16 protein-coding genes are annotated in these 13760 nt (G+C 59.4%); 8 read left to right on the top strand and 8 right to left on the bottom strand.

Annotated features, from left to right (window positions below):
• Positions 1-48: 48 nt before the first annotated feature.
• Positions 49-1107: an AI-2E family transporter gene (locus HMPREF3138_RS24215; RefSeq protein ID WP_038875466.1), complete on the bottom strand. Its 1059-nt coding sequence runs from the start codon at positions 1105-1107 to the stop codon at positions 49-51.
• 441 nt (positions 1108-1548) lie between these two features.
• On the opposite strand from HMPREF3138_RS24215, the gene HMPREF3138_RS24210 reads away from it, so the two are divergent.
• Both HMPREF3138_RS24210 and HMPREF3138_RS24205 read left to right on the top strand, forming a co-directional pair.
• Positions 1549-2103, top strand: coding sequence for a cytochrome b (locus HMPREF3138_RS24210; protein WP_033646456.1), 555 nt, complete (start codon positions 1549-1551; stop codon positions 2101-2103).
• A gap of 23 nt (positions 2104-2126) precedes the next feature.
• Positions 2127-2705, top strand: coding sequence for a YceI family protein (locus HMPREF3138_RS24205; RefSeq protein ID WP_016928208.1), 579 nt, complete (start codon positions 2127-2129; stop codon positions 2703-2705).
• 43 nt (positions 2706-2748) lie between these two features.
• On the opposite strand, the gene HMPREF3138_RS24200 is transcribed toward HMPREF3138_RS24205, so the two are convergent.
• Both HMPREF3138_RS24200 and HMPREF3138_RS24195 read right to left on the bottom strand, forming a co-directional pair.
• Positions 2749-3816, bottom strand: a complete 1068-nt coding sequence (locus HMPREF3138_RS24200) for an oxygen-dependent tRNA uridine(34) hydroxylase TrhO (protein WP_033638032.1) — start codon at positions 3814-3816, stop codon at positions 2749-2751.
• 33 nt (positions 3817-3849) lie between these two features.
• On the bottom strand, positions 3850-4146 hold the full coding sequence (locus HMPREF3138_RS24195; protein ID WP_038875462.1) for a hypothetical protein: 297 nt from the start codon (positions 4144-4146) through the stop codon (positions 3850-3852).
• Positions 4147-4196: 50 nt separating this feature from the next.
• Here HMPREF3138_RS24195 and HMPREF3138_RS24190 point away from each other — a divergent pair, with 50 nt between their 5' ends.
• The 4 genes from HMPREF3138_RS24190 to HMPREF3138_RS24175 all read left to right on the top strand — a co-directional run bounded on the left by HMPREF3138_RS24190 (position 4197) and on the right by HMPREF3138_RS24175 (position 8967).
• Entirely contained in the window at positions 4197-5117 is a 921-nt protein-coding gene (locus HMPREF3138_RS24190; RefSeq protein ID WP_038875457.1) for a Kdo(2)-lipid IV(A) acyltransferase, read from the top strand.
• 100 nt (positions 5118-5217) lie between these two features.
• Positions 5218-5502 carry a YciI family protein gene (locus tag HMPREF3138_RS24185; RefSeq protein ID WP_038875454.1) on the top strand — a complete coding sequence of 95 codons (285 nt, stop codon included), beginning with the start codon at positions 5218-5220 and terminating at the stop codon, positions 5500-5502.
• 199 nt (positions 5503-5701) lie between these two features.
• Positions 5702-6940 (top strand): multidrug efflux MFS transporter MdtG, encoded by a 1239-nt coding sequence (mdtG, locus tag HMPREF3138_RS24180; protein WP_038875451.1) that lies wholly within the window; start codon positions 5702-5704, stop codon positions 6938-6940.
• A gap of 473 nt (positions 6941-7413) precedes the next feature.
• A complete protein-coding gene (locus HMPREF3138_RS24175; RefSeq protein WP_038875448.1) occupies positions 7414-8967 on the top strand; it encodes a peptide MFS transporter in 1554 nt (517 codons plus the stop codon).
• A 50-nt stretch (positions 8968-9017) separates the two neighbouring features.
• Here HMPREF3138_RS24175 and HMPREF3138_RS24170 read toward each other — a convergent pair whose 3' ends face one another.
• From HMPREF3138_RS24170 to HMPREF3138_RS24155, 4 genes are read right to left on the bottom strand one after another with little or no spacing between them, the layout of a single operon-like run.
• Entirely contained in the window at positions 9018-9416 is a 399-nt protein-coding gene (locus HMPREF3138_RS24170) for a VOC family protein (protein WP_038875445.1), read from the bottom strand.
• Positions 9407-9835, bottom strand: coding sequence for a YeeE/YedE family protein (locus tag HMPREF3138_RS24165; protein WP_038875443.1), 429 nt, complete (start codon positions 9833-9835; stop codon positions 9407-9409). Before HMPREF3138_RS24165 ends, HMPREF3138_RS24170 begins: the two co-directional genes overlap by 10 nt.
• Before the next feature lie 2 nt (positions 9836-9837).
• A complete protein-coding gene (locus tag HMPREF3138_RS24160; RefSeq protein WP_038875441.1) occupies positions 9838-10272 on the bottom strand; it encodes a YeeE/YedE family protein in 435 nt (144 codons plus the stop codon).
• Complete coding sequence (locus HMPREF3138_RS24155) at positions 10262-10579, bottom strand: ArsR/SmtB family transcription factor (protein ID WP_038875439.1); 318 nt, start codon at positions 10577-10579, stop codon at positions 10262-10264. Before HMPREF3138_RS24155 ends, HMPREF3138_RS24160 begins: the two co-directional genes overlap by 11 nt.
• A gap of 137 nt (positions 10580-10716) precedes the next feature.
• Here HMPREF3138_RS24155 and HMPREF3138_RS24150 point away from each other — a divergent pair, with 137 nt between their 5' ends.
• On the top strand, positions 10717-11511 hold the full coding sequence (locus HMPREF3138_RS24150) for an AraC family transcriptional regulator (RefSeq protein WP_038875437.1): 795 nt from the start codon (positions 10717-10719) through the stop codon (positions 11509-11511).
• Here the strand turns inward: HMPREF3138_RS24150 and leuA are convergent.
• A complete protein-coding gene (gene leuA, locus HMPREF3138_RS24145; RefSeq protein ID WP_070559429.1) occupies positions 11468-13150 on the bottom strand; it encodes a 2-isopropylmalate synthase in 1683 nt (560 codons plus the stop codon). The genes HMPREF3138_RS24150 and leuA overlap by 44 nt on opposite strands.
• Positions 13151-13359: 209 nt before the next feature.
• Here leuA and HMPREF3138_RS24140 point away from each other — a divergent pair, with 209 nt between their 5' ends.
• Complete coding sequence (locus HMPREF3138_RS24140) at positions 13360-13737, top strand: MysB family protein (RefSeq protein ID WP_038875431.1); 378 nt, start codon at positions 13360-13362, stop codon at positions 13735-13737.
• Positions 13738-13760 lie beyond the last annotated feature (23 nt).

Below are 13760 nucleotides of genomic sequence, written 5' to 3'. Positions count from 1 at the left end.
TCAAACGCATTAACACCCCCGGGCACAACGTGGCTACAAGAATTCTCCTCACTCCGGCTCTGCCGGAGGCTGGCGCGGAGGGCGGCCGTCGCCCAGGATAACCGCCAGCCGATAGCCGCCCTCGGTGGTCTCCAGCGCGATGCGCGCCACAATTGTCAGCGGCACCGACAGCAGCATGCCGACCGGGCCGAGCAGCCAGCCCCAAAAAATCAGCGACAGGAACACCACCAGCGTCGACAACCCCAGCCCGCGCCCCATCACCCGCGGTTCGAGGATATTGCCGATCACCATGTTGATTGCGATAAAACCTCCCGCCACCACCAGCGCATCACCCAATCCGTTGAACAGCAGCGCCTGAATCAGCGGCGGAATGGCGGCCAATACCGAGCCGATATTGGGAATATAGTTGAGCAGAAACGCCAGCAGCCCCCAGATAAAGGCGAAGCGTACGCCGACCGCCGCCAGGAAGATCCAGACGATCACCCCGGTGGCCAGGCTGATGATGGTTTTAATCACCAGATAACGCGTCACGCCGTCCAGCGCCCGCCGCATCGCGGCGAGGCCTTCATTCGGCTTATCCAGCGCCTGCTGCAGCTTATAAGGCAGCAGCTGCACTTCAAACAGCATAAACACCACGGTCATCAGCAGCAGGAAGACGTTGGTCATGGCGCCAGACAGGTGCCCCAGCATGCGGGTAACCAGATTCATCGCCGCGCTGGGATCGACATATTGCAGCATCGCTTCGCTGGAGAGGCTGATATTGAAGCGATCGGCGTAATACTGCAGCTCGCGCAGTTTCTCGATCATCATGCCGCGGTACTGCGGCAGCGAACGGGCGAACTCGTTCAGCGAAGCGCCCAGCATGCCGATGAACAGCATCACGACCACAATCACCGCCGTTACCAGCAGCGTCACCCCAAGGATGCGCGGCACCCGTCGGCGTTCCAGCATAGCCACTAGAGGATTCAGTACCATCGCGAGGAACACCGCCAGTAGAAACGGCACCACGATGTCGGCGGCGGCTTTCACCCCAGCCAGAATGATCACCAACATCGCCAGCAGGATGGCCAAACGCAGGCTGTTGTCGGTTACACGGGTTCGGCCCATGATGTTTCCTTGTTATTTCATTGGGTTAGCCGGCCATCAAGAGCCGACGCTTGGCGCTAATGGTAGCAAAGTCCGCCGCTATGCCGCAGAGGATTTAGCGTAACCGTTCGAAAAAATTAATCTTTCGATCTGCTCTTCGCCGCGAGAAATAGGCATAACCTTTGCCAACAAATAATCCCACCGAGCAATTTATGGACAGTTTACGTAAAATGACAAAAGCTGACATTAATAGATAATAAGCCTAATTTTCAACAACTAGCATAATCGTTACGTGAAAGAAATAATATCATCTTCAACGATTTATCTGATGAACTCCGAACATCTCAAACAAATTCACTGACTAATATTTCTAAGAAGTAACATAGTTAAATTTATTATTGATTTTATGTTTCCTAAAGTTTAATTATTGCAGCCAGCCAATCGGTAATCGAAGGAAACAGGATGCTCTGGAAAAATACCGCCGATCGTTTCGGTCATGTGTCAGTGTTAATCCACTGGCTGGTGGCGCTGACGGTGTACGGCATGTTCGCACTTGGTCTGTGGATGGTTACGCTGGGCTATTACGACGTCTGGTACCACCAGGCGCCGGAGATCCACAAAAGCATCGGCGCGCTGCTGTTCATCGTCATGGTGATCCGCGTGATCTGGCGCTTTGTCTCGCCGCCGCCCAAGCCTCTGGCCAGCTATGGTCGCCTCACTCGCGTCAGCGCCATTCTCGCGCATCTGGCGCTGTACGCCGTTCTGTTCGGCATTCTGATCAGCGGCTATCTGATCTCGACCGCCGACGGCCAACCGATCAGCGTATTCGGCTGGTTCGACGTGCCCGCCACCGTGACCGGCATGGCGGAGCAAGCCGATACCGCCGGCGCCATTCACCTTTACCTGGCCTGGGCCGTGGTAGTGCTCTCGGTACTGCACGGGCTGGCCGCGCTTAAACATCACTTTATCGATCGTGATGTCACTTTGAAACGGATGCTGGGTAGCAGCGCCGATTAACCTTTGGATTTATGGAGATTGCTATGTTGAAAAAGACCGTATTGGGCCTGACCGCAGGCGCCCTGCTGCTTAGCGCCGGTTCCGCACTGGCGGCGGACTACAAGATCGACAAACAGGGCCAGCACGCCTTTATCGAATTCCGCATCCAGCACCTGGGCTACAGCTGGCTGTACGGCAGCTTTAAAGACTTCGACGGCGGCTTCACCTTCGACGAAAAAGATCCGTCCAAGGACAAGGTCAACGTGACCATCAATACCGCCAGCGTCGACACCAACCACGCCGAACGCGACAAGCACCTGCGCAGCGCCGAGTTCCTCAACGTAGAGAAGAACAAGCAGGCCAAGTTTGAATCCACCGAAGTGAAGAAAAGCGGCGACGGTTATGCGGTGGTCGGTAACCTGACGTTGAACGGCGTGACCAAGCCGGTCACGCTGGACGCCAAACTGATTGGCCAGGGCAACGATCCGTGGGGCGGCTACCGCGCCGGCTTTGAAGCCAACGGCAAGATCAAGCTGAAAGACTTCGGCATCACCACCGATCTGGGCCCGGCGTCGCAAGACGTTGAGCTGATCATCTCCGTAGAAGGCGTACGCGAGAAATAAAAAAAAGCCCGGCTTGGCGGCCGGGCTTCTCATTTCCTCAGGCTCAGCGGGCTGGGCCTTCTTCTTCCGGTGCCGGAATGTGCATCGTAGTCTGCAACAAGCCTTTCGACTTATTGAAGATCTTGACGCCGTTTTCACGGCCGGCACGGCGCGCGCGCTGCTCTTCCCGCGGCAACTTCAGCTCTTCGCGGCAAATCTCGCTGCAGCACCCTTCAAACTTGGCGGCGCAGCTCGGGCACTGAATGAACAGCAGATGGCAGCCGTCGTTCTTGCAGTTGGTGTGGGTGTCGCACGGCGCACCGCACTGATGGCAGTTGGCGATCACATCGTCGGAGATGCGCTCGCCCATGCGCTCATCGAACACGAAGTTTTTGCCGATAAACTTCAGCGGCAACCCCTGCTCTTTCGCTTTGCGGGTGTACTCGATGATCCCGCCTTCCACGTGGTAGATGTTTTTAAAGCCGTTGTGCAGCATATAGGCGCTGGCTTTTTCACAGCGAATGCCGCCGGTGCAGTACATGACGATGTTTTTGTCTTTGCTGTCCTGCAGCATCTCCACCGCCATCGGCAGCTGATCGCGGAAGGTATCCGACGGCACCTCGATGGCGTTTTCGAAGTGACCGACTTCGTACTCATAGTGGTTGCGCATATCGACGAACACCGTATTCGGATCGTCGATCATCTGATTGACGCGATCGGCCTGCAGATACTCGCCGACGTTGCTTGGGTCAAAGCTCTCGTCATCGATGCCGTCGGCCACGATGCGCTCGCGCACCTTGAGGCGCAGCACCCAAAAGGATTTGCCGTCGTCTTCCAGCGCGATGTTCAGGCGCACCTGATCCAGCGCCGGGTGCGAGGCGAACAGCGCGGCTTTGAACGCGTCGAAATTATGCTGCGGCACGCTGATCTGCGCGTTGATGCCCTCTTTCGCCACGTAGATGCGGCCGAACACCTTCAGTTTTTCGAACTGAACGTAGAGGCTGTCGCGAAACGCTTTGGGATCGTCGATGGAGAAGTATTTGTAAAAAGAAACTGTGGTGCGAGGCTCGGTTTCCGCCAGCATGCGCGCCTTCAGTTCCTCGTTAGAAATTCGGTTATGTAACACTGGCATGGTGTACTTTCCTGTCTTTCGGGAGGTGACTGATTATCGCGCGCAGCCTGCCGGCCCGCGCGCGGCGCACATGATACCCGAAAAACCGCCGCCGCGCAGCCCCGCCATAATGCCTACACGGTTGCGCCTGAATAATGCCCGGCCATGATATTGCCGTTGGCCTTTAGCGGGAAATATTGTGGAAAAATCCGGCACCTGATGCATATTTAACGCCGAAAAGGGGGTTTTAATGCGTTGTTTTTTCCCGGAGCGCGAGAAAAATGCCACAATAGTCGCAAACAAACGGCAGAAACGAACCTTGCGGCCGAACTCACCCGGCTGCCAGACCATGCTATGACTCTGTCATTACACTTAAACAACCGTATTCAAACAGAGAACCCATGACTCAAGTTCCTACTTTCAATCGCTCCTTATTGCACCCACGCTATTGGCTGACCTGGGTCGGCATCGGCTTGCTTTATCTGCTGGTGTTGCTGCCTTACCCCGTCATCTACTGGCTCGGCACCTCGATCGGGCGGTTTGCCATGCGCTTTCTCAAGCGCCGCGTCGCTATCGCCCAACGCAACCTCGAGCTCTGTTTTCCCGACATGCCGCAGGCCGAACGCGATGCGCTGGTGGTAAAGAATTTCGAATCGGTCGGCATGGGGCTGTTTGAAACCGGCATGGCGTGGTTTTGGCCTAACTGGCGCATCGAGCGCTGGTTCAAGGTCAGCGGCCTGGAACACATCCAAAAGGCGCGCGACAACCACCAGGGCGTGCTGCTGATTGGCCTGCACTTTTTGACGCTGGAGCTGGGCGCGCGCATCTTCGGCATTCATAACCCGGGCATCGGCGTTTACCGCCCGCACGACAACAAGCTGATGGACTGGCTGCAAACCTGGGGGCGCATGCGCTCCAACAAGTCGATGCTGGATCGCAAGGACGTCAAAGGCATGATCCGCGCGCTGAAACAGGGCGATATCATCTGGTATGCGCCGGATCACGACTACGGCCCGCGCAGCAGCGTTTTCGTGCCGCTGTTCGCGGTGGACAAAGCCGCTACCACCACCGGCAGCTACGTGCTGGTGCGGATGGGCAAACCGGCGATCATTCCGTTCACCCCGCGCCGCCTGCCGGACGGCAAAGGGTATGAGCTGATCATGCAACCGGCGGTGGAAAACTTCCCGCTGGATAATGAAATCGAGGCCGCCGCCTTTATGAATAAAGTGGTGGAAAAAGAGATCCTGATGGCGCCTGACCAATATATGTGGCTGCATCGTCGCTTCAAGACCCGCCCGGAAGGCGAGCCTTCGCTCTACTGATAAAGCAAACCCGCCACCGGCGGGTTTTTTATTGCGCGCCTCTTGAGAATCGACGACGACGGTGGGATGGTAAAGCCTTTGCCGCCAACCCGGAGCCGCTATGTACATTGTCAGCCTGTCCTACCATCGCCCGATCGCCGAAGTCGACAGCCACCTTGACGGGCACATCGCCTGGTTGAAGACCTATTTTCAGGACGGCACCTTTATCGCCTCCGGCCGCAAAAATCCCCGCACCGGCGGCGTGATCCTGGCCAAGGGCATTGACCGTGCGCGGCTGGACGCCATCCTGGCCGAAGATCCCTTCAACGCCGTGGCTCACTACGAGGTCACCGACTTTAGCGCCACCACCACCGCCGCCGGTTTCGAGGCGCTGGCCGGACTATAAAACGCTGTAAATTCCGCGCGCCAAGCGCGGAATAAGGTTAAAACGCCATTTTTAAAACTTTATTTCATTTTTTGCCCAATCTTCGCCCCCTCGTTTGCCGTCGCCGCGCTTGCGGCGCATACTTACCACGCTAACTTTCACGTTTTGCCCCTTCATCTTGCCGCCGGCAAAGCGCGTCACCTTTCGGCAGTGGACATTTATGGCTTCGGTAGCAGAACCCGTTAACTGGAAACGTAACCTTTTCGTCGCCTGGGTAGGGTGTTTCCTCACCGGCGCCGCCTTCAGCCTGGTGATGCCGTTTCTTCCGCTGTATGTAGAGACGCTGGGCGTAACCGGCCATCAGGCGCTCAACATGTGGTCCGGTCTGCTGTTCAGCATCACCTTCCTGTTTTCCGCTATCGCCGCGCCATTTTGGGGTGCCCTGGCCGACCGACGCGGCCGTAAACTGATGCTGCTGCGCTCCGCATTGGGCATGGCGATCGTCATGGTACTGATGGGCATGGCGCAAACGGTCTGGCAATTTCTCGCTCTGCGAGCGGTGCTGGGCCTGCTCGGCGGGTTCATACCCAACGCCAACGCGCTGATCGCCACCCAGGTGCCACGCAACCGCAGCGGCTGGGCGCTCGGCACCCTGTCAACCGGCGGCGTCGGCGGTGCGCTGATCGGCCCACTCATCGGCGGCCTGTTGGCCGACCTCTATGGTCTGCGCCCGGTGTTCTACATCACCGCCGCGGTGCTGTTCGTCTGCTTCGTGCTGACGCTGCTGTATGTCAAAGAGCAATTCACCCCGGTACAAAAACGCGACATGTTGCACGCACGGCAGGTGTTTGCCTCGCTGAAAAACCCGAAGCTGGTGCTCAGCCTGTTCGTGACTACCATGATTATCCAGATTGCTACCGGCTCGATTGCGCCGATCCTGACGCTGTATGTGCGCGATCTGGCCGGCGCCACCCATAACCTGGCGTTTATCAGCGGGCTGATCGCCTCGGTGCCCGGCGTCGCGGCGTTGATGAGCGCCCCACGGCTGGGCAAGCTGGGCGATCGCATCGGCCCGGAGCGCATTCTGATATGTATGCTGATCGTCTCGGTGCTGTTGCTGATCCCGATGGCCTTCGTGCAAACGCCGTGGCAGCTCGGGGTGCTGCGCTTTCTGCTGGGGGCGGCCGACGGCGCGCTGCTGCCGGCGGTACAGACGCTGCTGATTTACAACTGCACCAATCAGGTGGCCGGCCGCATTTTCAGCTATAACCAATCGTTCCGCGACGTCGGCAACGTCAGCGGCCCATTGCTTGGTGCCGCGGTCTCCGCCGGCTACGGTTTTCGCGCGGTCTTCGGCGTCACCGCTTTGGTGGTGCTGTTCAACGCCGGTTACTCCTGGTGGTGTCTGCGGCGGCGGCCGGGCTACATGCGGGAAGACACGTTGCAGGAAGAACAATAGCTGCATTTATCGCCAATTTCCGCCATTGGCCGGATCAACGCCGCGTTTCCCCTACTTTTAATAATGCTTCCTTCGGGCCTGCGAATTTTCGGCCAACTCGGAACATTCTTACCTCAACATCTTGTTTATCAACAATTAATTAACTTTCAGCGCATAAAACCCGCTGTCAATCATATTCCCGCCACAACCAACAGAAAAACCAGAAAAGGAGATGCTTGTCGACTTTTCGTCTAAAAAATGGGATACAGGTACTAGACAAAACCAACGACCAGTTATCAAATGGTTAAATAATATCACGCCAGATGTGAACCATCGGCCAAGTGAAAAAAGGTCAGCACGCTTTCCACGGTTTATCAGCGTTGCAGCCGCGGTTTTGTCGGGTAATCCGCATTGGGCGGATCGCCTTCATTAAATACACATACAACCACAGTACGGGCTGCAGCCATGCAGCGCCTTTTTATTGGGAAATCGTTATGCAATCCTCTGTCAATAAGTCAGAAAGCCGGACCTTCTTCGGCCATCCCTATCCGCTGGGTTCTCTGTTCTTCACCGAAATGTGGGAACGCTTTTCGTTCTACGGCATCCGTCCGCTGCTGATCCTGTTTATGGCCGCCACCGTGTACGACGGCGGCCTGGGTCTGGCGCGTGAGAACGCGTCGGCGATCGTCGGCATTTTCGCCGGCAGCATGTACCTGGCGGCACTGCCGGGCGGCTGGCTGGCGGACAACTGGCTCGGCCAACGCAAGGCCGTCTGGTACGGTTCTATCCTGATCGCCCTCGGCCACCTGTCGATCGCCCTGTCCGCGGTGATGGGCACCAACCTGTTCTTCATCGGCCTGATGTTCATCGTGCTCGGTTCAGGCCTGTTCAAGACCTGTATCTCGGTGATGGTCGGCACGCTGTACAAGAAAGGCGATGCGCGCCGCGACGGCGGTTTCTCGCTGTTCTACATGGGCATCAACATCGGTTCGTTCATCGCCCCGTTGATCTCCGGCTGGCTGATCAAGTCACACGGCTGGCACTGGGGCTTCGGCATCGGCGGTATCGGGATGCTGGTGGCGCTGGTGATTTTCCGGGTGTTCGCCGTACCGGCGATGAAACGCTATGACCGCGAAGTGGGCCTGGATTCCACCTGGAACAGCCCGGTCGCGAAGAAAAAAGGCGTCGGCGCCTGGCTGCTGGCATTGGCGGTAGTCCTAGCTGCGGTCATCGTGCTGATCGCTCAGGGCACCATCGTCATCAACCCGGTTGAGGTAGCCAGCGTGCTGGTGTACGTCATCGCCGCGTCGGTCACCCTGTATTTCATCTACCTGTTCGCCTTTGCCGGCCTGAGCCGCAAAGAGCGTGCACGCCTGCTGGTGTGCTTCATCCTGCTGATCTCCGCCGCGTTCTTCTGGTCGGCGTTTGAACAGAAGCCGACCTCGTTCAACCTGTTCGCCAACGATTACACCAATCGCATGGTCGGCGACTTCGAGATCCCGGCGGTGTGGTTCCAGTCGATCAACGCCCTGTTCATCATCCTGCTGGCACCGGTGTTCAGCTGGGCCTGGCCTGCGCTGGCGCGCAATAACGTGCGCCCGAGCAGCATCACCAAGTTCGTGATCGGTATCCTGTGCGCCGCCGGTGGTTTCGGCCTGATGATGCTGGCCGCGCAGAATGTGCTGAGCAACGGCGGCGCCGGCGTATCGCCGATGTGGCTGGTGGGCAGTATCCTGATGCTGACGCTGGGTGAGCTGTGCCTGAGCCCGATCGGGCTGGCCACCATGACGCTGCTGGCGCCGGAGAGAATGCGCGGGCAAATGATGGGGCTGTGGTTCTGCGCCAGCGCGCTGGGCAACCTGGCCGCCGGCCTGATCGGCGGCCACGTCAAGGCCGACCAGCTGGATATGCTGCCGGATCTGTTCGCGCGCTGCTCCGTCGCGCTGCTGATCTGCGCCGCCGTGCTGATTGTGCTGATCGTGCCGATTCGCCGCATGCTGGAAAATACCCAGTCCAAGAGCGCGCAAAAACCGGCGACCACCGCCTGACGGATAACCCATTTTTATCTCGCAAACCGGCGCTCGAGGCGCCGGTTTTTTTATGCTTGCCAGGCCTGATGTTGCAGGACCACCCGGTAGCCGTCAGGATCTTCAAAGGTTTGCCCCGCCCTATCCCAATAGGGGTTATAGGCGACGACCGCCAAGAATCCCGCCGCCCGCATCCGCTCACACCCGGCTCGCCATTCGTTCTCATCCGGCAGGTAAAACACCAGCAGATGATCTTGCGTCGGCGCCTGCCCGACCCGCACCCCACGATGCTGCGTGAACTCCAGATGGTAGGCATGCTGCGGATGCCCGATCATAATGCCGTCAAAGCCCTGATGATCGACAAACTCGCCCAGCCTTTCAAACCCCAACCCGCGGCAATACAGCGTGGCAATCTCTTGCAACCTATCGGTCGGGCGCGCAATGCGCAGCACCGCCTTGGCTATCGACATGAACGCCTCCACCTCATGATAATCTCATACAGCGCCATACCCGCCAGCATCGCCAGCAGGAACGGCCATACCCGTTGTATCTCCGCCCCCGCCAACACCCAGGCCGGGCCAGGGCAGATGCCCGCAATGCCCCAACCGATGCCGAACAACGCACTGCCCACCAGCAAACGGCGATCCGCACGCCTAGCGGCCGGGATCTGCAGCGGTTCCCCCAACAGGCTCCGCTCGCGTCGGCGCGCCCACATAAAGGCCGGCGCCGCTACCGCAATCGCCCCAACCATCACCAACGCCAGCGAAGGATCCCACTGGCCGGTAATATCGAGAAACGCCAGTACTTTGGCCGGATTGGCCATGCCGGCGATAATTAACCCCAGACCGAAAATCACGCCGCTCAGCAGCGCCAACAGAGACTTAAGCATCTTCACCCTCCCAGCAGATGGCGCATCAGCCACACGGTCGTAAAGCCCAGCAGCATAAACACCGCTGTGGCGGCCAACGATCGCGGCGCCAGCCGCGCGACGCCGCACACGCCGTGCCCGCTGGTGCAGCCGCTGCCCAATCGGGTACCCACCCCCACCAACAGCCCCGCGATCGCCAGCCAGCCGCTGCCGGCCGCGACCTCACCAGGAGGCAAAGCCGCCGCAGCAGCATACAGCCAGGGAGAAATCAGCAACCCGCCAAGAAATGCGGCGCGCCAGCCCCGCTCCCGGCCGCCCGTGCTCAATAAGCCGCCGGTAATGCCGCTGATGCCGGCGATGCGGCCGTTGAACAGCAGCAGCAGCGCTACCGCACCACCGATAATGGCCCCACCCGCCAGCGCGGAATAGGGCGTGAAGTGTTGCCAGTCAATGGTCATCTCGGTTCTCCGGCTGTGGGCAATACAGTTGATACAGGGTCGTTAGCAGCACCAGCGCTTTGGCATCGGCTACCGCATAGTAAATCTGTTTGCCGGCTCGCCGGGTGGAGACCAGCCCCTCCTCGCGCAGCACGCCGAGCTGTTGGGACAACGTCGGCTGGCGGATAGCCAGCGCCTGCGCCAGCTCGCTCACCGCCATCTCGCCCTGGCTGAGCCGGCACAGCAGCAGCAGCCGATCTTCATTGCCCAAGGTACGCAGCATCGCACCGGCCTGCGCCGCCGCCTTGCGCATCGCGTCGATATCCATCACCCCTCCAATTAATTTATAAAATTATATAATATCATTTTATAAACTATTTATCTGCCGCGTGCCACAGGCTGGTGTGGAACCGCGCCGCATGGCATGCTGTCATCCCCCTTTTTGCCGCGCGGAGGCCGCTAACGATGCTGCTGTTTCATGACGTTCTGCCGGTCGATCAGCCCGTCCGGCCGTTGGCCAGGGATTATCGCCACGGCGACAGCGAGCCGGATCACTACCATAACTGCGCGCAGCTGATTCACAGCCTGAGCGGCGTAGTGCAGGTCACGACCCGGCTCGGCAGTTGGGTGGTGCCACCCGGCCGCGGCGTCTGGGTACCGGCGAAAATGGTGCACAGCCTGCGCATCACCGGCCAGGTGGCAGCCAGGACGCTGTTCGTCGATCCGTTGGCGCGCGCCGATCTGCCGGCCCAATGCCAGGTGGTGCAGGTTTCACCGCTGCTGCGCGAGTTGATTATCTGTGCGATGGAGATTGCGCCCGGCTATCCGAGCGGCGGGCGCGATGAGCGCGTGATGGAACTGATCCTGGATGAGTTGAGAATGCTGCCGATCCTGCCGTTGCACCTGCCCGAACCGCGTGAGGCCTCACTGCTTGCCTTATGCCGCCATATTCAGGCCACGTTGGCACAGCCCTGGACGCTGGAACAGGCGTCCGCTCATCTCAGCGTCAGCGGACGCACCCTGTCGCGGCGCTTCCAGCGAGAAACTGGGCTGCATTTTAGTGATTGGGTGCGGCGCGCCCGTTTGCTGGCGGCGTTGAACGCGCTGGCGACCGGCCGCTCAGTGTTAGAAGTGGCGCTGGATCTTGGCTATGACAGCCCCAGCGCGTTCAGCGCCATGTTCCGCCGGTTATTGGGGGTTGCGCCCAGCGACTATTTCAGCCGGACCGCGCCGACGACAGATAGCGCCCGGCAACGTTGAACAGCGCCTGCAGCGAAGCGCTGGCGGAGTCAACGTCGATGCCAACGCCGTAGGTCGCCTCACCTTGCGGCAGCGTACAGCGGATGTAGGCCACCGCTCGGCTGTCGCTCTGATGCCCCAGCGTATGCTCGTGGTAATCTTCGATCGCCAGCGGCAAGCCGAAGCGCCGGCGCAGCGCATCCACCGCGCTGGAAAGCAGACCGTTGCCGGCACCCTGCAGGCGCAGTGGCTCTCCCTCGCAAGCAACTCGCGCGTTGAAACTGTAGGCCTCAACCCCATGACTTTCCGTCTGGTAGCTCAACAGCTGCAAGCACGGCTGCTCCACCAACCCATAGGTGTCGCGGAATAAGCGCCACAGCTGTGCGCCGCTCATTTCCTTCCCGCTGCCGTCGGTCGCACGCTGCACCACCTGGCCGAAATCAATCTGCAGACCGCGCGGCAACGCCAGCCCATGATTTTGTTCCAGTAGCCAGGCAGCCCCGCTTTTACCGGACTGGCTGTTGACCCGTATCACCGCCTCATAGCTGCAGCCGACATCGGCGGGATCGAGCGACAGGTAAGGCACTTGCCACCAGCCATCTTGTCGCTGCCGTTGCGCGGCGAAACCTTTTTTGATCGCATCCTGATGCGAACCGGAGAAGGCGGTAAACACCAGCTCACCGGCATAAGGATGGCGAGGATGCACCGGCAGCTGATTGCACTGTTCCACTACTTCCACCACCTGTTTCAGGCGGCTGAAGTCCAGGCCCGGCGCCACGCCCTGGGTATAGAGATTCAACGCCAGCGTAACCAGATCGACGTTGCCGGTACGCTCTCCGTTGCCGAACAGGCAGCCTTCGACCCGATCGGCACCGGCCAGCAGCGCCAGCTCCGCGCAGGCCACGCCGGTACCGCGATCGTTATGCGGATGTACGCTGATCGCCACATCGGCGCGACGGCTGAAGTGACGGCAGAACCACTCAATCTGATCGGCATACACGTTGGGCGTACTCACCTCCACCGTCGCCGGCAGGTTGATGATCATCGGCCGCTGCGGCCCCGGTTGCCACACCTCCGCCACCGCCTCGCAGATCTCCAGCGCGAACTCTAATTCGGTAAAGCAGAAGGTTTCCGGCGAATACTCGAAGCACCAGGCGGTATCGGGCTGAGCCTCGCAATGCCGGCGAATGCGCCGCGCGCCGTTCACCGCCAGCGCCACGGTTGCGGCCTTATCCTGACGGAACACGATGTCGCGAAACATCGGCGCCGTGGCGTTGTACAGATGCACGATAGCCCGTGGCGCCCCCAGCAGCGCCTCGAAGGTGCGATCGATCAGATCGTCTCGCGACTGCGTCAGCACCTGAATCGTGACGTCGTGCGGGATCAGTTGCTCGGCGATCAGCGTGCGCACAAAATCGAAATCCGTTTGCGACGCCGAAGGGAAAGCCACCTCAATCTCTTTGAAACCGCACTGCAACAACAAGTGATAGAATTCGCGCTTGCGCGCGTTATCCATTGGCTCCGCCAGCGCCTGGTTGCCGTCGCGCAGATCGCTGGAGCACCAGCGCGGCGCCTGTCGCAGGGTACGCGCAGGCCACTGGCGGTCCGGTAACGTCACCGGCGGGAACGGTCGGGATTTGCTTGAAGGATCGATTAACATGGGCTTCTCCTGGCACCTGAGTGAACGATAGCGTCATTATTTCCCGCCATCGCCTCTTCTTCTCCCGCTTTGCGGACAACCGTCGTCGCAAAGCGGACAACAAAAAAATTTGCATCCTGCGCCAGTGAGACAACAATTAGTTTTGACGTTTTCACCCACGCGACGGCAGTGCGCCGGGCGCTCTACTCTGATTGTCAACGGAGGCGAACATGAGCCTGTATGCAACCCTGGAAGAAGCCATCGAGGCCGCACGTGAAGAGTTTATCGACACCGCCGAAGGCGGCGGCGATGACGAACCGCCGGTGCCGCAGCAGTTCAATCTGCAAAAGTACGTGATGCAGGATGGCGACACGATGTGGCAGGCCGAATTCTTCGAAGATGAAGGCGAAGCGGTGGAATGCCTGCCGCTGCGCAGCGGTGCGGCGGCGCAGGCGATATTCGACGGTGACTACGACGAGGTGGAGATCACCGCCGAGTGGATAGACGAAAATACCCTGTACGAATGGGAAGAAGGCGACTTCCAGCTCGAGCCGCCGCTGGATACCGAAGAAGGCCAGGCCGCGGCCGATGAATGGGATGAACGTTAACCCGCACCACATTTTATCGCCAA

Source organism: Serratia sp. HMSC15F11, assembly GCF_001808215.1.
Lineage (GTDB): Bacteria > Pseudomonadota > Gammaproteobacteria > Enterobacterales > Enterobacteriaceae > Serratia > Serratia nevei.
Note: the sequence above shows the minus strand (reverse complement) of the source record. Positions and strands in the feature narration are given on the sequence as shown.